20 protein-coding genes are annotated in these 23,470 nt (G+C 68.3%); 7 read left to right on the forward strand and 13 right to left on the reverse strand.

Annotation, left to right across the window (positions count from 1 at the left end):
* The 6 genes from SGR02S_RS11630 to SGR02S_RS11655 form a co-directional block, all read right to left on the reverse strand.
* The coding region (locus tag SGR02S_RS11630) for a Y-family DNA polymerase (protein ID WP_439951062.1) at positions 1–1,056 on the reverse strand (1,056 nt) is incomplete at its 3' end.
* On the reverse strand, positions 959–1,741 hold the full coding sequence (locus SGR02S_RS11635; RefSeq protein ID WP_067109698.1) for an ImuA family protein: 783 nt from the start codon (positions 1,739–1,741) through the stop codon (positions 959–961). The genes SGR02S_RS11635 and SGR02S_RS11630, both read right to left, overlap by 98 nt.
* 296 nt (positions 1,742–2,037) lie before the next feature.
* Complete coding sequence (locus tag SGR02S_RS11640) at positions 2,038–3,441, reverse strand: efflux transporter outer membrane subunit (RefSeq protein WP_067109701.1); 1,404 nt, start codon at positions 3,439–3,441, stop codon at positions 2,038–2,040.
* Positions 3,438–6,626 (reverse strand): multidrug efflux RND transporter permease subunit, encoded by a 3,189-nt coding sequence (locus tag SGR02S_RS11645; protein ID WP_067109704.1) that lies wholly within the window; start codon positions 6,624–6,626, stop codon positions 3,438–3,440. Before SGR02S_RS11645 ends, SGR02S_RS11640 begins: the two co-directional genes overlap by 4 nt.
* Positions 6,627–6,632: 6 nt before the next feature.
* A complete protein-coding gene (locus tag SGR02S_RS11650) occupies positions 6,633–7,814 on the reverse strand; it encodes an efflux RND transporter periplasmic adaptor subunit (protein ID WP_067109707.1) in 1,182 nt (393 codons plus the stop codon).
* A 125-nt stretch (positions 7,815–7,939) separates the two neighbouring features.
* Positions 7,940–8,824 (reverse strand): LysR family transcriptional regulator, encoded by an 885-nt coding sequence (locus SGR02S_RS11655; protein ID WP_067109709.1) that lies wholly within the window; start codon positions 8,822–8,824, stop codon positions 7,940–7,942.
* Between the two features lie 99 nt (positions 8,825–8,923).
* Between SGR02S_RS11655 and SGR02S_RS11660 the strand changes: the two genes are divergently transcribed.
* The 7 genes from SGR02S_RS11660 (at position 8,924) to mmsB (ending at position 15,580) form a co-directional block, all read left to right on the forward strand.
* Complete coding sequence (locus tag SGR02S_RS11660) at positions 8,924–10,417, forward strand: CoA-acylating methylmalonate-semialdehyde dehydrogenase (protein WP_067109711.1); 1,494 nt, start codon at positions 8,924–8,926, stop codon at positions 10,415–10,417.
* A 64-nt stretch (positions 10,418–10,481) separates the two neighbouring features.
* Positions 10,482–11,054 carry a hypothetical protein gene (locus tag SGR02S_RS11665; protein WP_255211458.1) on the forward strand — a complete coding sequence of 191 codons (573 nt, stop codon included), beginning with the start codon at positions 10,482–10,484 and terminating at the stop codon, positions 11,052–11,054.
* A gap of 28 nt (positions 11,055–11,082) precedes the next feature.
* Complete coding sequence (locus SGR02S_RS11670; RefSeq protein ID WP_067109717.1) at positions 11,083–11,382, forward strand: I78 family peptidase inhibitor; 300 nt, start codon at positions 11,083–11,085, stop codon at positions 11,380–11,382.
* A gap of 99 nt (positions 11,383–11,481) precedes the next feature.
* Positions 11,482–12,627, forward strand: coding sequence for an acyl-CoA dehydrogenase family protein (locus tag SGR02S_RS11675; RefSeq protein ID WP_067109756.1), 1,146 nt, complete (start codon positions 11,482–11,484; stop codon positions 12,625–12,627).
* Entirely contained in the window at positions 12,624–13,670 is a 1,047-nt protein-coding gene (locus SGR02S_RS11680; protein ID WP_067109720.1) for an enoyl-CoA hydratase/isomerase family protein, read from the forward strand. Before SGR02S_RS11675 ends, SGR02S_RS11680 begins: the two co-directional genes overlap by 4 nt.
* Positions 13,671–13,766: 96 nt before the next feature.
* The gene (locus tag SGR02S_RS11685) at positions 13,767–14,549 is read left to right on the forward strand and encodes an enoyl-CoA hydratase-related protein (RefSeq protein ID WP_067109724.1); all 783 of its coding nucleotides are present in this window, start codon (positions 13,767–13,769) and stop codon (positions 14,547–14,549) included.
* Between the two features lie 140 nt (positions 14,550–14,689).
* Positions 14,690–15,580, forward strand: coding sequence for a 3-hydroxyisobutyrate dehydrogenase (mmsB, locus tag SGR02S_RS11690; RefSeq protein ID WP_067109759.1), 891 nt, complete (start codon positions 14,690–14,692; stop codon positions 15,578–15,580).
* Positions 15,581–15,854: 274 nt separating this feature from the next.
* Here mmsB and SGR02S_RS11695 read toward each other — a convergent pair whose 3' ends face one another.
* The 7 genes from SGR02S_RS11695 to SGR02S_RS11725 form a co-directional block, all read right to left on the reverse strand.
* The gene (locus tag SGR02S_RS11695) at positions 15,855–16,085 is read right to left on the reverse strand and encodes a hypothetical protein (RefSeq protein ID WP_067109727.1); all 231 of its coding nucleotides are present in this window, start codon (positions 16,083–16,085) and stop codon (positions 15,855–15,857) included.
* A gap of 292 nt (positions 16,086–16,377) precedes the next feature.
* Positions 16,378–18,411, reverse strand: a complete 2,034-nt coding sequence (locus SGR02S_RS11700) for a 3-hydroxyacyl-CoA dehydrogenase NAD-binding domain-containing protein (protein ID WP_067109730.1) — start codon at positions 18,409–18,411, stop codon at positions 16,378–16,380.
* A 23-nt stretch (positions 18,412–18,434) separates the two neighbouring features.
* Positions 18,435–19,637, reverse strand: coding sequence for a serine hydrolase domain-containing protein (locus SGR02S_RS11705; RefSeq protein WP_067109733.1), 1,203 nt, complete (start codon positions 19,635–19,637; stop codon positions 18,435–18,437).
* A gap of 12 nt (positions 19,638–19,649) precedes the next feature.
* Positions 19,650–20,453 carry an SDR family NAD(P)-dependent oxidoreductase gene (locus SGR02S_RS11710; RefSeq protein ID WP_067109736.1) on the reverse strand — a complete coding sequence of 268 codons (804 nt, stop codon included), beginning with the start codon at positions 20,451–20,453 and terminating at the stop codon, positions 19,650–19,652.
* 2 nt (positions 20,454–20,455) lie between these two features.
* Positions 20,456–21,229: an SDR family NAD(P)-dependent oxidoreductase gene (locus tag SGR02S_RS11715; protein ID WP_067109738.1), complete on the reverse strand. Its 774-nt coding sequence runs from the start codon at positions 21,227–21,229 to the stop codon at positions 20,456–20,458.
* Positions 21,226–22,299: a phosphotransferase family protein gene (locus SGR02S_RS11720; RefSeq protein WP_067109741.1), complete on the reverse strand. Its 1,074-nt coding sequence runs from the start codon at positions 22,297–22,299 to the stop codon at positions 21,226–21,228. The genes SGR02S_RS11715 and SGR02S_RS11720 overlap by 4 nt, the downstream gene beginning before the upstream one ends.
* A gap of 43 nt (positions 22,300–22,342) precedes the next feature.
* Positions 22,343–23,434 carry a Zn-dependent alcohol dehydrogenase gene (locus tag SGR02S_RS11725; protein WP_067109743.1) on the reverse strand — a complete coding sequence of 364 codons (1,092 nt, stop codon included), beginning with the start codon at positions 23,432–23,434 and terminating at the stop codon, positions 22,343–22,345.
* Between the last annotated feature and the right edge of the window lie 36 nt (positions 23,435–23,470).

Here is a 23,470-nt window from a genome sequence, read left to right on the forward strand (position 1 = left end):
GAGCCGCAGCTGGCTCGCGCCGAGCGCCTCGAGCCGCGGCACCGCCAGCCGGATCATGTCGAAGCCGAAGCCGGGATCGATCGGGTCGCGCAGGCCGTCGATGCGCTCGGCGAACAGCCGCATCACCAGCGCCGGATCGCGGGTCGGCCGGCCGGTCTCCACCGCGATCGTCCGGGCGAGGCCGTCGCTGCGGAAGAAGGTGGCGTGGAACGCGCGGCCGCCCTTGCCGCGCGCGCGCATCTCCGCGATCGCCTCGGCGGTCAGTTCGGCGAGCACCGTCGTCGCATGTGCCGTGCTTGCGACCGGTTCGGCGAAACGGCGCGCGGCGGCGACGGGCGGCGGCGTCCGGCGCGGCGCGAGCGGGCTCGGCGCATCGCCGAGGATGCGGCGCAGCTTGCCGGCCGCTTCGGCGCCGAAGCGCGCGGCGATCGACGCCATCGGCCGGCTTGCGAGATCGCCGATCGTCCGCAGCCCGGCGCGCAGCAGCGCGCGCGTTGCCTCGCCTTCGAGGTCGAGCGCCGCGACGGGCAGGCGCCGGACCGCCGCCGTTTCGTCGGGCGCGGGCGGGGCCGGGTGGCGCGTCAGCGCGCGGGCGGCATCGGCGGTGGGGCCGAGCGCGGCGCGCACCGTCATCCCGAGCCGGTCGAGCCGCGACTCGACATCGGCGACCAGCGCCGCTTCGCCGCCGAACAGGTGCGCGCATCCCGCGATGTCGAGGATCAGCCCGTCGGGAGGATCGAGCGCGACGAGCGGCGTGTAGCGCCCGCATCCCTCGGCGATCCGGTCGAGCCAGAGCAGGTCGCATGCCGGATCGTGCGCGACCACGGCGAGGTCGGGCACGCGCGCCCGCGCGTCGGCGAGCGGCAGGCCGGGGACCAGTCCCAGCGCCTCGGCATCGGCGCCGACGCTCGCGAGGCACAGCGCCCCGCGCCGCTTTTCGGCGAAGACGAGCGGGGCGTCAGGCGGCCGCGGCGCGGTGCGCGACAGACGCTCGGCGGGAAGATAGGGGAAGAAGAGCGCCAGATAGCGCCGCATCCCCGAAGGCTCGTTCGTCACGGTTCCACTCCAGCCGCCAGCGCGCGCCCGCAGGGCCGGCGCGCCAGCGCAGCAATTCCAGGTCGAAGGCGGGCGCCCCCGGTGCCTGCGCCTCCAGTTCGCGCGACGGCGCGGCGGCCAGGCGCCAGCGCGTCTCGGCGATGCTCGGCACCGGCTCGGCGGCGAAGCGCAGCAGCAGCAGCACCGTCCCCGCGTCGCGCGCGCCGAGCGCGAGCCGCCGGCCCGCGGTCAGGTCGAGCGCCGCCAGTGCGCCGCGGCTTTCGACGACGACCGCCGCCGATCCGGGGCAGCGCACGGCATCGTTGGCGGCGGCGAGCAGCGCGGTCGCATCGCGCGCCTCGACGAGCAGCAGCCGGTTCGGATCGCCCCCCAGTTCGGCGAGGCCCGGCGCATAGAGATGCCCCTGACGCCGCGCGCCGTCCGCCGTGCGCAGCCACAGGACCGGCGCTTCGCCGGGCCCGCGCAGGGCGAGCAGCGCGGCGAAGGCGGCGGCACTGGCCGCATCGAGCGCGTCGGCGGCGAAGATTTCATGCACCCGCCCCATCGCCAGCCCGCCGCCGAGCGCGGCGTCGAATCCCGCATGCCCGCTCGCCAGCCACGCGCCGTCGCCGGGCGGTTCGCCGGCGGCAGCGATCCGGGCAATGCGGCGGCGCAGCCCGGCGAGAGGGGAGGACGAATCGCGCATGACATGTTCTCTATATGTTCTATTAGCGCGTGAGTCCCGCCGCTTGTCAAGACGGCGGGTGTGGGGTCGTTTTGAATAGGCTGCAAAGGCTCGGTCCCCCTCCCGCTTGCGGGAGGGGCGACGAGGCTTGCGAACTTGTTCGCTAGCCGCAGCGGGGTGAGCGAATGCAACGCCGCTGGCCCACCTCCGACCCCTCCCGCAAGCGGGATGGGAGATCGGATGGACGCACGAAATTCATAATGATCCGCTTACCAAAGCCGCACGGGCTTGCTTCGCGTCTTCGTGCGAAAGGGATTTCAGCGCGCCGCCGCGTCGCTCCCGGCGCCGCTGTCGCCGCCCAGCGCGCGGAACAGCGCGATGCGCGTCTGCGCGAGCAACAGGCGCGTCGCGGTTTCGCTGCGCCGTGCGCTGTAGAGGCTGCGCTGCGCGTCGAGGCTGGAAAGGAAGCTGTCGACGCCGCCGCGATAGCGCGCCTCGGTCAGCGCCGCGGTGTCGGCCGTCGCTTCGCTGTTCGCCGCCGCGGCGCGGACGCGCTCGGCGATCGTGCCCTGCACCGCGAGTGCGTCGGCGACATCGCGGAACGCGGTCTGGATCGCGCCTTCATAGCTGGAAAGCGCCGCGTCGCGCTGCGCCTCGCTTACCGCGACGCCGGCGCGGCGGCCGCCGAAATCGAAGATCGACGCGCTCGCATCGGCGCCCGCCGACCAGTTGAAGGCGCCGCCGTTGAACAGGCCCGACAGCGCGTCGCTCGCGAAACCGACGAGGCCCGTCAGCGAGATCGCCGGAAACAGCCGCGCGCGCGCCGCGCCGATGTCGGCATTGGCGGCGCGCAGCCGATATTCGGCCTCGATCACGTCGGGACGGCGCAGCAGGATTTCGGAGCGGACCCCGGCGGGGGGCGCGGCGATTCCGGCGCTGGCCTCGACAAGGGTCGCGGGCAGCAGCGCGCGGTCGACGTCGCCGCCGACGAGCAGCCGGATCGCATTCTCGTCCTGCGCCAGCGCCGTCTTCTGCTGGGCGATCGAATCCTCGGCGGTCGCCAATATCTGTTCGGCCTGGCGCAGGTCGGTGCGCGGCGCGATGCCGCCGTCGAGCCGGGCCCTGGTCAGCCGCACCGCCTCGCGCGCGTTGGCAGCGGTGTCCTCGGCGATGGCCAGCAGGTCGCGGTCGGCGCCATAGGCGGCCCAGGCGCCCGCGAGGTCGGCGATCAGCGCGAGGCGCACCGTGCGCGACGCCGCCTCGGTCGCCAGCGCGCGGTTGCGGTCGGCTTCGGTCGCATTGGCGAGGCGGCCGAACAGGTCGAGTTCGAAACCGGTGATCCCGCCCTGCACGGCGAAATCGCCGCTGCCCCCGCCGGCGCCGCGATCGGCATAGCCGGCCCCGGCGCTCGCGCCGATCGCGGGGAATTGCGCCGCGCGCGTCACGCGCACCTGCGCCCGCGCCGCGGCGACATTGGCATAGGCGGTGCGCAGGTCGCGATTGGCCGCCAGCGCCTGCTCGACGAGCGTCTGCAGCCGCGGGTCGGTGAAGATTTGCGTATAGGACAGGATCGGCAGCGCCGCCTCGCTCTGGGCCAGATAGGCGTCGCCCACCGGCCAGCTTTGCGGCACCGGCGGCGTCGGCAGCACCGTCTGCGGCGCGAGCGAACAGCCCGCGAGCAACAACGGCAATGCGACGAGAGCGAGCGGCGCGCGCCTCATGCCGCTGCCTCCCGCCCGGCGCCGCGTTTGCCGAAACGGGCGCGCAGCGCCGCGAACCCGTCGCGCACCCCGCGCCGCACGAGGACGAAGAACAGCGGGATGAAGAAGATGGCGAGGAAAGCGGCGGTCATCATGCCGCCGATCACCGCGGTGCCGATGGCGACGCGGCTGTTCGCGCCCGCGCCGGTCGCGAGCGCCAGCGGCAGCACGCCGAAGATGAAGGCGAAGCTCGTCATCAGGATCGGGCGCAGACGGATGCGCGCCGCCTCGACCGCTGCCTCGATCACGCGCTTGCCCTTCTTTTCCTCCTGCTCGGCGAACTCGATCATCAGGATCGCGTTCTTCGCCGCGAGCCCCATCGTCGTCAGCAGGCCGATCTGCAGATAGACGTCGTTCTGCAGCCCGCGCAGCGACACCGCGAACACCGAACCGACGAGCCCGAGCGGGATGACCAGCAGCACCGCGAGCGGGATCGACCAGCTTTCGTAGAGCGCCGCGAGGCAGAGGAAGACGACGAGCAGCGACAGCGCGTAGAGCAGCGGCGCCTGCCCCGACGACAGCCGCTCCTGATAGGAGGCGCCCGCCCAGGCGACGCTGGTGCCTGGAATCTCGGCCGCCATCCGCTCCATCTCGTTCATCGCTTCGCCCGAACTGGTGCCGGGGGCCGGCTGGCCCGAGATTTCGAAGGCGGAGACGCCCTGGAAGCGCGAGGTGCTGCTCGGCGTCGTCGACCAGCCGATGTCGGCAAAGGCGGAGAAGGGTGCCATCTGCCCGTTCGACGAGCGGACATACCATTGGCCGATATCCTCGGGCCGCGCGCGATAGGGGGCGTCGCCCTGAACATAGACGCGCTTGACGCGCCCCTTGTCGATGAAGTCGTTGACGTAGCGCCCGCCCCATGCGGTCGCGAGCGTGCTGTTGACGTCGCTGTTCGACAGACCATAGGCGGTCAGCCGCTGCGTATCGATGTCGATCTTCAGCGTCGCGACGTCGGGAAGGTCGCTGAGGCGCACCGATTGCAGCTTCGGATTGGCGTTCGCCATCGTGAGCAGCCGGTCGCGCGCCGCGGCGAATTGTTCGTGGGTCATCCCGCCGCGATTCTGCAATTCCATCGTGAAGCCCGACGTGTCGCCCAGCCCGCGCACTGCGCCGGGAACGAGCGCGAACACCTGCGCATCGCGCAGGCCCGACAGCGCCTTGCGCGCGCGCTGGGCGATCGCGTCGGCGCTGTTCTCCTTGCCCGGCCGGTCGTCCCAATGGACGAGGTTGACGAAGCCCTGGCCGGTATTCTGCCCCGACGCACCGCCCCCGCCGCCGCCGGCGATCAGGAAGGCCGACTGCACATTCGCCTTCTCCTCCGTCAGCAGATAGCGCTCGATCTGGTCGCGCACCTCCAGCGTCCGCGCCTGGGTCGCGCCCGCGGGCAGGCGGAACTGGATCGAGACGCGGCCCTGATCCTCGTTGGGCAGGAAGCCGCCCGGCAGCCGCACGAACATCGCCGCGAGCAGGACGAGGAGCAGCGCATAGATGGCGAGGAACAGCCACTTGCGGTCGACCACGGTGGTGACATTGCCGACATAGCGGTCGACCGTGCGGTCGAAGCGCGTGTTGAAACCGTCGCGGGCGCGGATCATCGCGGCATGCAGGCGCGGGAAGCGATGCGGCCGCTCGCCGCCGTGCGTGCGGGGCTTGAGCAGCGTCGAGGTCAGCGCCGGGCTCAGGATCAGCGCGACGAGCACCGACAGCGCCATGGCCGAGACGATGGTGACCGAAAACTGGCGATAGATGACGCCGGTCGAGCCGCCGAAGAAGGCCATCGGCAGGAACACCGCCGACAGCACGAGCGCGATCGCGATCAGTGCGACCTGCAATTCCTTCATCGACTGGATCGTCGCCTCGCGCGCCGACATGCCGGGATTCTCTTCCATCAATCGCTCGACATTCTCGACGACGACGATCGCGTCGTCGACGAGCAGCCCGATCGCGAGGGTCAGCCCGAACAGCGTCAGCGTGTTGATACTGAAACCCAATATGTAGAAAACGGCGAAGGTGCCGAGCAACACGACGGGCACCGCGATCGCCGGGATCAGCACCGCGCGCCAGCTTTGCAGGAAGACGAACATGACGAGGACGACGAGCAGGATCGCCTCGAACAGCGACTTCTGCACTTCCTTGACCGACAGCTTGATGAAGGCGGTCGAATCGTTGGTGTAGCCGTAGGTGAGGCCGTCGGGGAAGTCGGCAGCCAGTTCCTCCATCCGCGTCTTGACGCGGTCGGCGGTTTCGAGCGCGTCGGCCCCCGGCGACAGCGAGATCGACATGCCCGCGCCCGGGTGTCCGTTGATCCGGCTGATCGTCGTATAGCTTTCGGCGCCGATCTCGACCCGCGCGACATCCTTGATCCGCACCGTCGATCCGTCGGGGAGCGTCTTGAGGATGATCGCCTCGAACTCTTCGGGGGTCTGCAATCGCGACTGGGCGGTGACGGTCGCGTTGAGCATCTGGCCCTGCGGCGCGGGCAGGCCGCCGACGTCGCCCGCCGCGATCTCGCTGTTCTGGGCGCTGATCGCGTTGATCACGTCGCTCGGCATCAGCGACACCGCGGCCAGCCGCTGCGGGTTCAGCCAGATGCGCATCGCGTGCGGCGCGCCATAGACATTGACGTCGCCGACGCCCTCGACGCGCGACAGCGGGTCCTGGATGTTCGACGCCATATAGTCGGACACGTCCTGGTTCGACCGCGTGTTGGTCTCGTCATAGACGCCGACGAGCAGCAGCGAGTCCGAATTGGACTTGGTGACGCGCACCCCCTGCTGCTGCACCTGCTGCGGCAGGCGGGAAACGGCGGTCTGGATCTTGTTCTGGACCTGGACCTGCGCGATGTCGGGGTCGGTGCCCTTGGCGAAGATGGCGGTGATGCTCGCCTGCCCGCGCGAACTCGACTGCGAGCTGAAATAGAGCAGGCCGTCGATCCCGGTCAGCTGCTGTTCGAGAACCTGCGTGACGCTGTTCTCGATCGTCTCGGCCGACGCGCCCGGATAGGAAGCGCGGATATTGACCTGCGTCGGCGCGATGTCGGGATATTGTTCGAGCGGCAGCGCGCGCAGCGCGCCGAGTCCGCCGAGCATGACGATGATCGCCAGCACCCAGGCAAAGATCGGCCGGTCGATGAAGAGGCGCGACATCGGCTGCTATTTTCCTTCGTTCGCATCCTTGCCCGCGGATGCCCCCACGCGTTCCGGGCGGCTGGCGGGAACCGGTTTCACCTGCGCGCCCTGCCGAAGGTTGCCGACCCCCTGCGTGATCACCCTGTCGCCCGGTTTCAGCCCGTCGGTGACGACCCAGTCGGCGCCGACGGTGCGTTCGGCGACGACCTTGCGCCGCGCCGCCTTGTCGTCCTTGCCGACGAGATAGACGAAGGCCGATCCGTCGAAGTCGCGCTGCACCGCGGTCTGCGGCACCAGCATTGCCTTCGGATCGACCGCCTGCTCGAACAGCGCGGTCACGAACATGCCGGGCAGCAGCAGCCCCTGCGGATTGGGGACGCGCGCGCGCAGCGTCACCGTGCCCGTCGCCTCGTTGACGGTGACTTCGGAGAATTGCACCGTCCCCACGATCGGATAGAGGCTGCCGTCCTCGAGCCGCAGGCGCACGGCGGTGCTGCCCGGCTGCACCCCGCCGGCGGCGAGCGAGCGACGCAGCGCGGTCAGTTCGGCGGCCGACTGCTGGATATCGACATAGAGCGGGTCGGTGCGCTGGATGACGGCGAGCGGTTCGGCCTGGTTCGCGCTGACGAGCGCGCCGGGCGTCGCCAGCGATCGGCCGATGCGGCCGCTGATCGGCGCCGCGATCGCGGTGTAGCGCAGGTTGATCCGCGCCGTGTCGAGCGCGGCGGCGGTCTGCGCCACCGCGGCGCGGGCGACGCGCGCGGCGGCGAGCGCGTCGCTGTAATCCTGCTCGGCGATCGCCTGCATCCTGGCGAGCGGTTCGAAACGCTTCGCCTTTTCATCCGCCGCCTGCGCATTGGCCCGCGCGCTCGCCAGATTGGCCTCGGCCTGCGCGACCGCGGCGCGATAGAGGCTCGCGTCGATCTGGAACAGCGGCTGGCCCGCGCGCACCGTCGCGCCCTCGGTGAACAGGCGCTGGCGGATCAGGCCGTTCACCTGCGGCCGCACCTCGCTCGTTTCGAAGGCGACGGTGCGCCCGCCGAGCTCGGTCGTGATCGGCACCGCCGCGGTGGTCACGACCACATAGCCGACCTGCGCGGCCTGCCCGCGCTGGCCGGCATCGTCATCCTTGTTCGCGCAGCCGGTCAGCAACAGAATCGCTGCGACCAGGGTCCCGCTCAGGGACGGCAGCCTCTTGTGGGGCATAGTCGATAAATCTCGTGTCGATCCGCGGGGAGGGAGCGGGAATTAGGGCCTATTCAACCGATTGAACCGAAGGAAGCAAGGGAAATAGCCGCCGTGCGACAATTTGCGACATTTTTGTCGTCCGATCAGGGAACGAGCAACTTCCGATGCGTCTGCACCGCGCCGTCGAGCCAGTCGATAAAGGCGCGAATCCGCGGTTGCGGCGCGATATCGCGGTGGAGCGCGAGCCAGAAACTGCGGCCGATCGTCTGGTCGGGCCGCACCCGCACCAGCGACGCATCCTCGGCCGCCAGGAAACAGGGAAGCACCCCGACGCCCGCGCCGCTCGCGATCATCCGCCGCTGGGCGAGAATCGACGACGACCGCACGGTCGCGCGCAGTCCCGGCTCGATCTCGTCCAGATAGTCGAGTTCGGGGGCATAGAGGATGTCGGGGACATAGCCGACCACGGGCAGGCCGGCGCGCCCCAGCGGCGTTTCCTCGACCGCCGCCTGCCAGTCGGGCCGGTCCGCGGGCGCATAGAGGCCGAGGCTGTAGTCGGCGAGCTTGCGCGTGATCAGCGGGCCCCTTCTGGGCCGCGCGAGCAGGATCGCCATGTCGGCCTCGCGCCGCGAGGGGTTGAGGAACCCCGACGAGGCGACGAGGTCGATCTCCAGTTCGGGGTGCGCGGCGGCGAAGCCGGCAAGGCGCGGGGCGATGAAGCTGCTGCCGAAGCCCTCCGACACGCTCAGGCGAAGCTGGCCCGACAGCGCCGCGCCGCCTTCGCCCGCCGAATCGACGCGCGAAGCCGCCGCCGCCATCGCCTCGGCATGCGGGACGAGCGCGCGGCCCGCGGCGGTCAGCGCAAATCCCGTCGGCGCGCGCTCGAACAGCGTCTGCTGCAACGCGCGTTCGAGCGCGCCGACCCGCCGGCTCACCGTCGTCGCGTCGACATGCAGCGCCTGTCCGGCGCGCGCCAGCGTGCCGTGCCTTGCGACCATCAGGAAATATTGCAGCCCGTCCCAGTCCATATTCCTGCAAATATGCAGGATCAAACTGCAAGTCTATCCCTTGCAATCGGCCCGCCGTTGGTCTGTGGCGAAAGGCAAGGACAGACGGGAGACTCGACCATGCGACAGATCGACCATCATATCGTCGGCGGTGCCGGCGGCAGCTCGCGCCACAGCGACATCTTCGACCCCAACAACGGCGGCGTGCAGGCCGCGGTCGCGCTCGGCGACGCCGCGCTGCTCGATCGCGCCGTCGCCGCCGCAACGGCGGCGCAGCCGGCGTGGGCGGCGGTCAATCCGCAGCGCCGCGCGCGCGTGATGTTCGATTACAAGCGGATCGTCGAATCCCATCTCGACGAACTGGCCGAACTGCTGGCGAGCGAGCATGGCAAGGTGGTCGCTGACGCGCGCGGCGACGTGCAGCGCGGGCTCGACGTCATCGAATTCTGCTGCGGTATCCCGCACGTGCTGAAGGGCGAATATACGCAGGGTGCGGGCCCCGGCATCGACGTCTATTCGATGCGTCAGCCGATCGGCATCGGCGCGGGCATCACGCCGTTCAACTTCCCGGCGATGATCCCGATGTGGATGTTCGGCCCGGCGATCGCGACCGGCAACGCCTTTATCCTCAAGCCCAGCGAGCGCGATCCGAGCGTGCCGGTGCGCCTCGGCGAACTGATGCTCGAGGCCGGACTGCCCGAGGGCATCCTTCAGGTCGTCCACGGCGACAAGGAGATGGTCGACGCGATCCTCGATCATCCCGACATCGGCGCGGTCAGCTTCGTCGGCTCGTCGGACATCGCCCATTATGTCTACAATCGCGGCGTGTCGAACGGCAAGCGCGTGCAGGCGATGGGCGGGGCGAAGAACCACGGCATCGTCATGCCCGACGCCGACCTCGACCAGGTAGTGAACGACCTGACCGGCGCTGCCTTCGGCTCGGCGGGCGAGCGCTGCATGGCGCTGCCGGTCGTCGTGCCGGTCGGCGAGGACACCGCGAACCGGCTGCGCGCCAAGCTGATCCCCGCGATCGAGGCGCTGCGCGTCGGCGTGTCGACCGATGCCGAGGCGCATTACGGCCCTGTCGTCTCGGCCGCGCACAAGGAAAAGGTCGAAGGCTGGATCCAGAAATGCGCCGACGAGGGCGCCGAACTCGTCATCGACGGCCGCGGCTTCACGCTGCAGGGGCATGAGGACGGCTTCTTCGTCGGTCCGACGCTGTTCGACCATGTCACCCCCGACATGGAAAGCTATCGCGAAGAGATTTTCGGCCCGGTACTCCAGATCGTCCGCGCCCCCGATTTCGAGAGCGCGCTCGACCTGCCCTCGAAGCACCAGTACGGCAACGGCGTCGCCATCTTCACCCGCAACGGCCACGCCGCGCGCGAATTCGCGCAGCGCGTCAACGTCGGCATGGTCGGCATTAACGTGCCGATCCCGGTGCCGGTCGCCTATCACACCTTCGGCGGCTGGAAGCGCTCGGCGTTTGGCGACACCAACCAGCACGGCATGGAAGGCGTCAAATTCTGGACCAAGGTCAAGACGGTCACCGCGCGCTGGCCCGACGGCGGCGGCGACGGATCGAACGCCTTCGTCATCCCGACGATGGGCTGACGACGGCCACGCCGATGAAACCGGACCCGGCCGCCGGGCATTTCTCCTGCGAAGGAGAAAGACGATGAGATTTGGAAACGGCAGCGCCTCCTCGACGGGGCTGGGCTTGATGGCGGCCACGTTGCTGCTTGCCGCGTGCAGCGGCGGCAACGACGAGCAGCCGCCGGCCGAGACCGCTGAAAAGGCGGCGCCGGCACCCGTCGCCCCGGCTCCGTCCGCCCCGGCCGAACCCATGCCCGCCGACGCCGACCTCACCTATGCGGCCGACCCGGCGCTGGCGCCCCCCGCCGCTCCTGAGGCGGGCATCGGCAGCGGTGCCAAGGCGATTCCCGCCGCGATCCAGGGTCGCTGGGCGCTCGAGGCCGGGGATTGCGCCGCGCGCGCCGGTACCGATCTCACCGCGCTGGTCATCGACGCGAAGACGCTGCGCTTCTTCGAATCGGCCGGCGATCTCGCCCGCGTGCGCGAGCGGAGCGCGAACCGCATCGTCGCCGATTACAAGTTCAGCGGCGAAGGCGAGCAATGGGACCGGCTGATGCTGCTGGCGCTCGTCGATGGCGGCAAGACGCTGGTGCGCCGCGACTACGGCGAGGGTGCGGCGCCCGAGCCGATGCGCTATAGGCGTTGTACGCCCTGACCGGGGAAGAGAGAAGGGGAACAGAGACATGGATATTCGTTGGATCGCCGCCGCCCTCGCCCTGCCGCTCGCCGCCTGCGCGAGCGCCGACGGACCTGCCGAATCGACGCCGCCACCCGCCGCGATGACCTGCAACGCCGATGCGGGGCAAGGCTTCGTCGGCCAGACCGCGGCGCCCGACCTCGGCGCCGCGGTGCTGAAGGCGACTGGCGCGCGCACGCTGCGCTGGGGCCCGCCACGCTCGGCGATGACGATGGACTATCGTCAGGACCGGGTGAACGTGATGTACGACGACGCCTACAAGATCACGCAGGTCACCTGTGGCTGACTCTTTCCCGTTATGCTGACGAAAGTCGGCACTTGTTGCAGCTGACCTAGTTCCGAATGGATGCTGACTTTCGTCAGCATGACGCAGAGACGAGTGATGATGACCGACCAGTTCCAGCTTACCGACGACCAACTTGCCATTCAGGACATGGCGCGCAAGTTCACGGCCGACGCGATCACGCCGTTCGCGGCCGAATGGGACGAGCAGGGCCATTTCCCGCGCGACGTCATCAAGGCGGCGGCGGAGCTCGGCTTCGCCGCCATCTATGTCGGCGAGGAATCGGGCGGTATCGGGCTCGGCCGGCTCGAGGCGGCGCTGATTATGGAGGCGATGGCCTATGGCTGTCCCGCGACCAGCGCCTTCGTCTCGATCCACAATATGGCGAGCTGGATGATCGACAGTTTCGGCAGCGCCGAAGTCAAGGCGAAATATCTGCCCGACCTCGTCACCATGGACCGGATGGCGAGCTATTGCCTGACCGAGCCCGGCTCGGGGTCCGACGCCGCGGCGCTCAAGACCACGGCGAAGCTGGAGGGCGACCATTATGTCGTCAACGGCACCAAGCAGTTCATTTCGGGCGCCGGGGTCAACGACATCTATGTGACAATGGTCCGCACCGGCGCGCCGGGGCCGAAGGGTATTTCGTGCCTCGTCATCGAAAAGGACATGCCCGGCGTCAGCTTCGGCGCCAAGGAGCGCAAGCTCGGCTGGAACGCATCGCCGACCGCGCAGGTGATCCTCGACAATGTGAAGGTGCCGGTCGAAAACCGCGTCGGGGCGGAAGGCGACGGCTTCCGCTTCGCGATGGCGGGGCTCGACGGCGGGCGGCTCAACATCGGCGCCTGTTCGCTCGGCGGGGCGCAGCGCTGCCTCGACGAGGCGATCGGCTACACGAAGGATCGCCAGCAGTTCGGTCAGCCGATCGCCGATTTCCAGAACACCCAGTTCACGCTCGCCGACATGGCGACCGACCTCGAAGCCGCGCGCGCCCTGCTCTATCTCGCCGCCGCGAAGGTCACCGCAAACGCCCCCGACAAGTCGCGCTTCTCGGCGATGGCGAAGCGGCTCGCCACCGACAACGGCAGCGCGGTGGTCGACCGGGCGCTCCAGCTGTTCGGCGGCTACGGCTATCTGAAGGACTATCCGATCGAGCGCTTCTGGCGCGACCTGCGCGTTCATTCGATCCTCGAAGGGACGAATCAGGTGATGCGGATGATCGTGGGAAGGGACCTGCTGCGCCAATGACTGAAGATGTATTGATCGGTGTCGAGGGCCGCGTCGGCCGCATCGCGCTGAACCGCCCGAAGGCGATCCACGCGCTCAACCTGCCGATGTGTCAGGCGATGATCGACGCGCTGCTCGCCTGGCGCGACGATGCCGCGATCGAGGCCGTCGTCATCGACCATAGCGAGGGCCGCGGCTTCTGCGCCGGCGGCGACATCCGCATGCTCGCGGAAAGCGGGGCGAAGGACGGGCGCGAGGCGCGGGCCTTCTTCCACACCGAATATCGCCTCAACCACCTGCTCTTCACCTATGCGAAGCCCGTCGTCGCCTTCATGGACGGCATCACCATGGGCGGCGGGGTCGGCATTTCGCAGCCGGCGAAATATCGCGTCGCGACCGAACATACGCGCTTCGCGATGCCCGAGACGGGGATCGGCCTGTTCCCCGATGTCGGCGGCGGCTGGTATCTGCCGCGGCTGGAGGGGCGCGTCGGCGCCTTCCTCGCGCTCACCGGCGCGCGGCTCGACGGGGCCGAATGCCTCGCGCTCGGCCTCGCCACCCATTATCTGCCGTCGGCGAATCTCGCCGAGGCGAAGGAGCGCATCGCGCAGCACCCCGACCGCATCGGCGGCATATTGGGCGAGCTGTCGGTCACCGCTCCGCCCGCCGCGATCACCGGCCAGATCGACAAGATCAACCGGCTGTTCGCCAGCGACCGCTACGAGGATATTCTCGCCGCGCTGGAAAAGGACGGCGGCGAATGGGCGCAGAAGGAATTGGGCGCGCTGCGCACCAAGAGCCCGCAGACCTGCAAGGTCGCGTTGCGCCAGCTTCGCGAAGGCGCGGCGATGCCCGATTTTGCCGCCGAGATGCGCCAGGAATATGCGATCGGCAGCCGCGTCGTCCAAATGCACGACTTCCTCGAAGGCGTCCGCGCGCTGATCGTCGACAAGGACAACAGCCCGAAATGGGACCCGCCGACGCCCGAAGCGGTGACCGACGAATGGATCGACGCGATCTTCGCGCCTTTGCCGCCGGCTGAAACGTGGACGCCGCTAACATAGGCTCGTCACCCGGACTTGATCCGGGGTCCATTCAGGCCTCGCGGGGCGGAATGGATGCCGGATCAAGTCCGGCATGACGAAAAACCGGAGACAAGAATGACCTACGAAACCCTCCTCGTCGAAACGCACGGCGCCGTTACCTTGGTGACGCTCAACCGCCCGCAGGCGTTCAATGCCCTCAACTCGTCGGTGCTCGATGATCTGATCGCGGCCTTCGCCGCCTATGAGGCGGACCCGGGCCAGCGCTGTGCGGTGCTTACCGGCTCGGGCGACAAGGCCTTTGCTGCGGGCGCCGACATCAAGGAAATGGCCGACAAGCCCGCCGCCGATTTCTACCTTCAGGATTTCTTCTCGAAATGGACGAGCGACTTCGTGAAGAAGGTGAGGAAGCCGTGGATCGCCGCGGTCAACGGCTTCGCGCTGGGCGGCGGCTGCGAACTGGCGATGATGGCTGACTTCATCATCGCGTCGGAGAAGGCGAAATTCGGCCAGCCCGAGATCAAGCTCGGCGTCGCCCCCGGCATGGGCGGCTCGCAGCGGCTGACCCGCGCGGTCGGCAAGGCGAAGGCGATGGAGATGTGCCTGACCGGCCGGATGATGGATGCCGAGGAAGCCGAACGCGCGGGGCTGGTCGCGCGCGTCGTGCCGCACGAAAGCCTGATCGACGAAGCGCTCAAATCGGCCGCGCTGATCGCGTCGATGCCGCCGATGGCCGCGATGGTGAACAAGGACATGGTCAATGCCGCGTTCGAGACGACGCTCGACCAGGGCCTGATCTACGAACGCCGCCTGTTCCAGATCCTCGCCGCGACCGAGGACAAGGCCGAAGGCATGGCTGCCTTTATCGAGAAGCGCGAAGGCGTGTGGAAGGGGCGGTGATCTTCTGAGCCCTCTCCCTTTCAGGGGAGAGGATATGGAGGCTTGGCGCATAGCGCCTAGCCGGAGTTGGAGAGGGGAATGCACGCCTCCCCCTCTCCCAACCCTCTCCCCTGAAGGGGAGAGGGCTTATGGAGAATGACATGAGAATAGCCTTCATCGGACTCGGCAACATGGGCGGCGGCATGGCCGCGAACCTCGCGAAGGCGGGCCATGAGGTCCGCGCCTTCGACCTCAGCGAGGAAGCGCGCGCGCGCGCCGCCGAGGCGGGCTGCGCCCGCGCCGCGTCGGCCGCCGAGGCGGTGTCGGGTGCCGAGGCGGTGGTGACGATGCTCCCCGCGGGCCGGCATGTCGCCGGCGTCTATGAAGCCGACGTCTTCCCGAACGCCGCGCCCGGCACCCTGCTGCTCGACTGCTCGACGATCGACGTCGCGACCGCGCGGGCGAATATCGAGGCGTCGACCGCGAAGGGCCTCGTCGCGGTCGACGCGCCGGTATCGGGCGGCATCGCGGCGGCCAATGCGGGGACGCTGACCTTCATGGTCGGCGGCACCGACGAAGGCTTCGCGCGCGCGCAGCCGATCCTCGCGAAGATGGGCAAGGCAGTGATCCACGCGGGCGACGCGGGCGCGGGGCAGGCGGCGAAAATCTGCAACAACATGCTGCTCGGCGCCTCGATGATCGCGACCTGCGAAAGCCTTGCGCTCGCGCAGAAGCTCGGGCTCGATCCGCAGAAATTCTTCGATATCGCCAGCGTCTCGTCGGGGCAGTGCTGGTCGCTGACCAACTATGCGCCGCTCCCCGGCGTCGGTCCGACGACACCCGCCGACAATGGCTACAAGGGCGGCTTCGCGGCGGCACTGATGCTCAAGGACCTGCGCCTTGCGATGGAGGCGGCGCAAAGCGTCGACGCCGACGTTCCGATGGGCAGATGCGCGCGCGAGCTCTACGAAGCCTTCGTCGCGGCGGACAAGGACGGCCACGACTTTTCGGCGATTATCCAGACGTTGCAGGGCTCACGGTGTCCCCTTTGATGCGGGTGCCACATTCCTCGTCACCTCGGACTTGATCGGCAATTATCCCCTTTCGACAGGTAACCGTTCCCCGGCGAAAGCCGGGGTCCATGCGAAGCGGCGCTGCGCCATCTGGACCCCGGCTTTCGCCGGGGAACAGCTCCTTACTTGCCCGAAGGACATATGTGCCGACTTGATCCGGGATTCATTTTCCCGGCGCTGGTTTGGATGGACCCCGGATCAAGTCGGGGGTGCCGATGAACGTGATGGGCCGCTCATTCCCGGCACGCGCGGTTCAATAAAAATCCGCCGTTTCGCCGCCATCGCGGCGGTCGGTGCGATGCACCTGCGTCGGCGCGTCCTTTCGGCCGGTCCGCACCTCGATCCGCCCGTTCACCCGCCGCACTTCGGCGGGGGCGAGGATACGCGCCCGCGCCACGCCGACCGCGGTCGGTTGCGGCGCCGGTGCGGCAGCCGGGGTGCTCGTGGCGAGCGACAGGGCGGCGGCGAGGAGCATGACGGTCATGCTCTACCCTGACGGCAGCGCTTGCCAGCGTTTTAACCCTGAATCGCAAGATTTCGGCAGGGCGGGGAGGGCCGCTTTGACGAAGGCGGCGCCATTTGCTCCGCATCGGGACGAATCGGAGCGCGATGCCATCGAATCGCATCGTCACCCGCGAGCGGCGACGCTGTGCGGCAATCCAGAGTAGCGTAAACCGCTCTGGATTGCTTCGCTCCGCTCGCAATGATGAAGTGGGTCAATCCAATATCATCATGCTTTAACGCCCCTCTTCCGAAGAGGAGGGGGGGGATTCGTGTCAAAATCCCGCCTTCGCCGCCGCCTTTTCCTTCAGCAGCGGTGCGACCTCGAAACCGTGCTTTTCCAGCGCCGCGGCGATCTTGTCGGTGCCTTCCAGCCCGGCCCAGAACATCGGGCCGCCGCGATAGACCGGCCAGCCATAGCCATAGATCCACACGACATCGATGTCGCTCGCGCGCTGCGCCTTGCCCTCGGACAGGATCAGCGCGCCCTCGTTGACCATCGGATAGAGGGTGCGCTCGACGATCTCCTGATCGCTGATCTCGCGCTTCTCGACGCCCGCCTTGGCGCGGAACTGCTCGATGATCTCGGCGACGCGCGCGCTCTCCGACGGATTGCGCTTGTCGTCATAGTCATAGAAGCCCGCCTGCTTCTTCTGGCCCCAGCGACCCTCGGCGCACAGTGCGTCGCGGATGCTCTCGATCCGGTTGGGGTCGCGGTGCCAGCCGATATCGACGCCGGCAAGGTCGCTCATCTGGAACGGTCCCATCGGCATGCCGAAATCGACGTGCACCTTGTCGACCTGCGCCGGGGTCGCGCCTTCGAGCAGCAGCTTCTGCGCCTCGATCTGGCGCGGCGCGAGCATGCGGTTGCCGATGAAGCCGTGGCATACGCCCGCGACCACCGCGACCTTGCCGATCTTCTTGCCGATCGCCATCGCGGTCGCGAGGACGTCGTCGGCGGTCTTGTCGCCGCGCACGACCTCGAGCAGCTTCATGACGTTGGCGGGCGAAAAGAAGTGCATGCCGAGCACGTCGCCGGGGCGGCCGGTCGACGCCGCGATCTCGTTGACGTCGAGATAGCTGGTGTTCGACGCGAGGATCGCGCCGGGCTTGGCGATCTTGTCGAGCTTGCCGAAAATCTCCTTCTTGACGTCCATATTCTCATAGACCGCCTCGATGATCAGGTCGCAGTCGGCGAGCGCCTCCAGTTCGAGCGCCGGGGTGATCAGGCCCATCATCTGGTCGACCTGTTCGGGCTTGAAGCGGCCCTTCGCGGCGCTCGCGTCGTAATTCTTGCGCACCACGCCCAGCCCGCGGTCGAGCGCTTCCTGCTGCATTTCGACGATCGTGCAGGGGAAGCCCTTCTGCAGGAAGTTCATCATGATGCCGCCGCCCATCGTGCCGGCGCCGATGATGCCGACCTTCTTCACGTCGCGTAGCTTGATGTCCTTGGGCAGGCCGTCGATCTTCGCGGCCTGGCGCTCGGCGAAGAAGATGTGGCGCTGCGCCGCCGACTGGCTGCCCATCATCAGCTTCATGAACTCCTGCCGCTCGAAGGCGAGCCCTTCCTCGAACGGCAGCCGCGTCGCCGCCTCGACGCAGGCGAGGTTGGCATAGGGCGCCTCGAAACCGCGCCAGCGCTTGGCATTCTTGGTCTTGAGCTGCTCGATCACGCCGACGTCGCCGAACACCGCGCGCTCGCGCGTCGGGCGCGGGCCGTCGGCGATTTTCGCGCGCGCGAAAGCGATCGCGTCGGTGGCGAGGCTGTCCTCGCCCGCCAGTTCGTCGACCAGGCCCATCTCCTTCGCCCTGGGCGCGGGGACGGGATCGCCGAGCGAGGTCATCGTCGCCGCGGCCTCGACCCCGACGACGCGCGGCAGCCGCTGGGTGCCGCCCGCGCCGGGCAGCAGTCCCAGCTTGACCTCGGGCACGCCCAGCTTCGCCGACGGAACGGCGACGCGATAGTGACAGACGAGCGCGGTTTCGAGACCGCCGCCCAGCGCCGTGCCGTGGATCGCCGCGACGACCGGCTTCGACGCCGCCTCGATCATGTTGAGCACGGCGTTGAAATCGGGACCGCGCGGGGCCTTGCCGAACTCGCTGATGTCGGCGCCGGCGATGAAGGTGCCGCCGTCGCAGCGCAGCACGATCGCCTTGACGCCATCGTCGGCGAGCGCCGCCTTGAAATTGTCCTCGAGGCCCTGGCGAACGTGCCAGGACAGCGCGTTGACGGGCGGATTGTTGACGATGATGACGGCGACGTCGCCGTCCTTCTGCATCGTGACGCTGACGGGGGTATCTTCGGACATGGGAGAACTCCTTGGTCTAATGGTCAATCGTCGATCGCGGCGTGGACGAGCGTCTTGACCTCGCGCCGCACGGGATAGGTGGAAGAGGGCATGAGCTGGGTCATGAAGACCATGCACATCTCTTCGACCGGATCGACGAAGAAACCGGTCGAGAACATGCCGCCCCAATAATAATCGCCCGCCGAGCCGGGAATGCCCGCATGCGCGGGGTCGAGTGTGACCGCGAAGCCAAGCCCGAAGCCGACCCCGGCATTCTCGTCCTCGGAAAAGATGCCGACGCTGTGCTGCGTCAGGTCGCCGCCGCCGACCAGGTGGTTCGCTGTCATCAGGTCCAGCGTCTTGCGGCTGATGATTCGCGTCCCCTCCAGCTTGCCGCCGCCGAGCAGCATCAGGCAGAAACGGTGATAGTCGTGCAGCGTCGAGGCGAGCCCGCCGCCGCCCGAATGGAAGCTGCGCGCCTTGGCCCAGCGGCTGCGGTCGCCGCTGTCGAACGGCTTCATCTTCTCCTTCGGGTCGAAGGCATAGCAGTCGGTCAGCCGGTGCTGCTGGTCGGCGGGCACCTGAAAGCCGGTGTCGGCCATGCCGAGCGGATCGAAGATGCGCTCCTTGAGCACCGCGGCGAAGGGCTTGCCCTCGATCCGCTCGATCACCGCGCCCAGCACGTCGGTCGCCATCGAATAGTTCCAGTGCGCGCCCGGGTCGAATTGCAGCGGAATCTTCGCCAGCCCCTCGATGAAGCCGTCCATCGTGTAGTCGGCGTCGAAATCGTCGATCTTCGTCTTGCGATAGGCGGCGTCGACCGGCGTCCGCTCCTGAAAGCTGTAGGTCAGCCCGGCGGTGTGGCGGAGCAGGTCGACCATCAGGATCGGCCGCGCCGGCGGCCGGGTCAGGAAGGGGACGTTGCCGCCCCCCGCGACGAACACGCCGGTGTCCCTGAACTCGGGGCAAAATTTGACCAGCGGGTCGCTCAGCGCGACTTTGCCTTCCTCGACCAGCGTCATGAAGGCGACCGAGGTGATCGGCTTGCTCATGCTGGCGATGCGAAAGATCGCATCTTCCTTCAGCGCCGATCCGGGACGGCCGTCGCCGATGCACGACAGATGCGCGATCTCGCCGCGCCGCGACACCAGCGTCGCGGCATGCGGCAGGCGGCCCGTCTCCACATATTTGGCGGACAGAAAAGCTGGAATGCGATCCAGCCGCGCCGTGTCGAAACCGTGACCCATATCGTCTCCGTTCTAGTGCGAGGTCTGGCCGAGAAGCTGGCGCGTAACCGGGTGCGAGCTGGTGAGGCCGCCATCGACCGCGATCGCCTGCCCGTTGACATAGCTCGCCTGGTCGCTCGCGAGGAAGAGGGCGACGTTTGCCAGCTCCTCGGGCTGCCCCGCGCGCTTCAGCGGATTGAGCTGGCCGATCTTGTGGGTGACGCCCTTTTCCTTGGCATAGTCGAAGGTCGGCCGGGTCATTCCCGTCTCGGTCAGGCCGGGGCAGATCGCGTTGACGCGGACATTTGCGCTCGTCATCTGCTGTGCTGCGGTCTTGGCGAGATTGATGACCCCCGCCTTCGACGCCGAATAGGCGGCCGGGCCCGCGCCCGAATTGATCCCCGCGACGCTCGCGGTCAGCACGATCGCACCGCCGCGGCCCTGGTCGACCATCGCCTTGCCGGCGTGCTTCACCATCAGCGCCGGGCCGATCAGATTGACGCGCAGCGTCTCGGCGAAACCTTCGGGCGTGATGTCGAAGATGCCGCCCATGTCGCCGATGATCCCGGCGTTGGCGAAGGCGATGTCGAGCCCGCCGTAAGTCTCCTTGGCGGCTGCGACGAGCTTCGCGACGTCGGCCTCGACCCCCGCGTCGATTTCGAGCGCGACGGCCTCGCCGCCCGCATCCTTCACCGCCTGCGCCGTGTCATGCACCGCCGCCGTCTTGTCGCCGATGACCAGCTTCGCGCCCTCGGCGGCGAAGCGCAGCGCGCTCGCGCGGCCAATGCCGCTGGCCGCGCCGGTGATGATCGCGATCTTGCCGTCCAAAGCGCCCATATTCAGCCTCCGCTCGATGTGTTGCCGCCGTCGATGACGATCGTCTGGCCGGTGGTGAAGCCGCCCGCCGGGCTCGCGAGGAAGACTGCGGCGCCCGCGATCTCGTGCGGCTCGCCGATGCGGCGCAGCGGCGACCGGCGCGTCGACACCTCCAGCGTGTCGGGGTTTTCCCACAGCGCGCGGGCGAAATCGGTCTTGATCAGGCCCGGCGCGATGCAGTTCACCCGTACGCCGGCGGGCCCGAACTCGTCGGCCAGATTGCGGGCCATCTGCATGTCGGCGGCCTTCGAGATGCAATAGGCGCCGATGATCGACGATCCCTTCAGCCCGCCGATCGAGCTGATGATCGTGATCGACCCCTTGCCCGCCGCCGTCATCGCCGGGGCGCACATGTGGATCAGCCAGTGGTTCGACAGGATGTTGTTGTCGAGAATCTTGCGGAACGCATCGTCGCTGATTCCCGCCGACGGGCCGTAATAGGGATTGGAGGCGGCGTTGCAGACGAGCGCGGTGACGGGGCCGAAGGCGGCCACCGTCTCGTCCACCAGATGCTGCAGATCATCCTTTGACGAAATGTTCGCAGCGACGGCGATTGCGGTGCCTGCGCCGTGTTTCGCGTTGATTTCCGCAGCGACGGCGTCGCAGGCGTCCTGCTTGCGGCTCGAGATCACGACCTTTGCGCCGTGCGCGGCCATCGCCTCGGCGATCGCCTTGCCGATGCCGCGCGACGATCCGGTGATCAGCGCGACCTCGCCCTGCATGTCGAACAGATTCATGCGCCGGCCTTTCTGGCAAACTCCCACGCCCGCTGGGCGAGCGGCAGGACGCGTTCGGACATCTCCTTCGCATGGGCGGAGGAAGCGGTGCCGTCGATGACGCGCTTCTTGATCCCCTGCATGATGCCCGCGAGGCGGAAGAAATTATAGGCGAAATACCAGTTCATGTCGGGCACGCTGTCGCGCCCGGTCGCCGCGCAATAGCGCTCGACCACCTCTTCGAGCTCGGGAATGCCCAGCGCCTTGCGGTCGAGGTCGGCGACGCCCGACCGGCCGCCGTTCTCGGTCACCCACGCCATGGCGACATAGGTGAAATCGGCGAGCGGATCGCCGAGCGTCGACAGTTCCCAGTCGAGCACCGCGCGCACCTGCGGCCGATCGCTGGCCCAGATCATGTTGTCGATGCGATAGTCGCCGTGGACGACGCTGGTGCGCGTCTGTTCGGGCAGCGTCGCGGGCAGCCACGCGATCAGCCGCTCCATCTCGTCCATCGTCTCGGTTTCGGACAGCCTGTACTGTTTGGTCCAGCGGTCGACCTGACGGCCGAAATAATTGCCCGGCTTGCCGAAATCGGACAGCCCCGCCGCCGCGACATCGACGCCGTGCAGCGCGGCGAGCGTGTCGATCATCGCGAAATAGGTGGCGCGCCGATTCTCCGGCGTTGATCCCGGCATCGACCCGTCCCAGATGGTGTGGCCGTCGACCATGTCCATCACATAGAACCAGCTTCCCACCACGCTTTCGTCGGTGCACAGCCCGTACTGGCGCGCGACCGGGAAGCCCATCTTGTGGAGCCCCGCCTGCACCTTGTACTCGCGATCGACGGCGTGCGCCGAGGGGAGCAGCGGACCGAAGGGCTTGCGGCGCAGCACATAATTGCCGGACGGCGAGGCGATCCTGTAGGTCGGATTCGACTGGCCGCCGGCGAACTTGCTCTGCGTCAGCGGTCCCTGAAAGCCTTCGACATTCGCTTCCATCCACGCCGTCAGCTTCGCCTCGTCGAGGATGTCGGCGCCCTCGGGCGCGACGGTGCCGGAGAAAAGTTTCTGTGCGTCCATTGCTGTCGTCATGCGGGCCTCTTTTCCCGTTCGGGCTGAGCAAGGGGATGGGGGGTCACTGATCGAACACGATCACCGACCGCGCGGCATCGCCCTTCTTCATCCTGTCGAATCCCTCGTTGATCTTCTCGAGCGGAATCGTCTCGGCGACGATGCTGTCGAGGTCGAGCAGTCCGCGCAGGTAGAAATCGACCAGTCGCGGAATGTCGACCGGGAAGCGGTTGCCGCCCATGATCGCGCCTTGCAGCTTCTTGCTCGCGAGCAGGTCCATCGCGCCGAGCCCGACCTGTTCATTGAGCGGCATCATGCCCAGGATCGTCGCGGTGCCGCCGCGGCGCAGCGACGACACCGCGAGCTTTGCCGAAGCCGGGCGCCCGACCGCCTCGATCGCATGATCGACGCCGCCCCTGGTCATCTCGACGATCTGCTTCGCGGCATCGTCGGCGAGCGCGTCGACCGTGTCGGTCGCGCCCAGCTTCATCGCCAGCTCGCGCTTCTCGGGCACCGGGTCGGCGGCGATGATGCGCCCCGCGCCCGCGATCTTCGCGGCGTTGATCGTCGCGAGGCCGACGCCGCCGCAGCCGACGACCGCGACCGTCTCGCCCGGCGTGACCTTGCAGGCGTTGAAGATCGTTCCCGCGCCCGTCGTCACCGCGCAGCCGATCACCGCGGCGCGGTCGAGCGGCATGTCCGGGTCGATCGCGACGCAGGCATGTTCGTGGACCAGCATCACCTCTGAAAAGGCGCTGAGGTTGAGCATCTGGTTGACGGGCGATCCGTCGGGCCGCGTGATGCGCGGTGCCGATCCGGCCGGCCGCCGCGTGTCGCCGCCGAGGCACAGCGACATGCGGCCCGTCACGCAAAATTCGCAGTGGCCGCAGAAGGCCGACAGGCAGGTGACGACCGCGTCGCCGGGCTTGACCGTGCGCACCTCGCTGCCGACCGCCTCGACGATCCCCGCCGCCTCGTGGCCCGGGATCGCGGGCAGCGGGTGCGGATAGGCGCCGTCGATGAAATGCAGATCCGAATGGCACAGGCCGCAGGCGGCGGTGCGGATGCGCACCTCGTGCGGGCCGGGCGCGTCGACGACGATCTGCTCGATGACGAGCGGCTTGCCGGGTTCGATCAGGACGGCGGCTTTGGTCATTCTATGCTTCCCTCATTGCCGTTCGTGCCGAGCTTG

The organism is Sphingopyxis granuli NBRC 100800 (assembly GCF_001591045.1).
In the GTDB taxonomy this organism is placed as follows: Bacteria; Pseudomonadota; Alphaproteobacteria; order Sphingomonadales; family Sphingomonadaceae; genus Sphingopyxis; species Sphingopyxis granuli.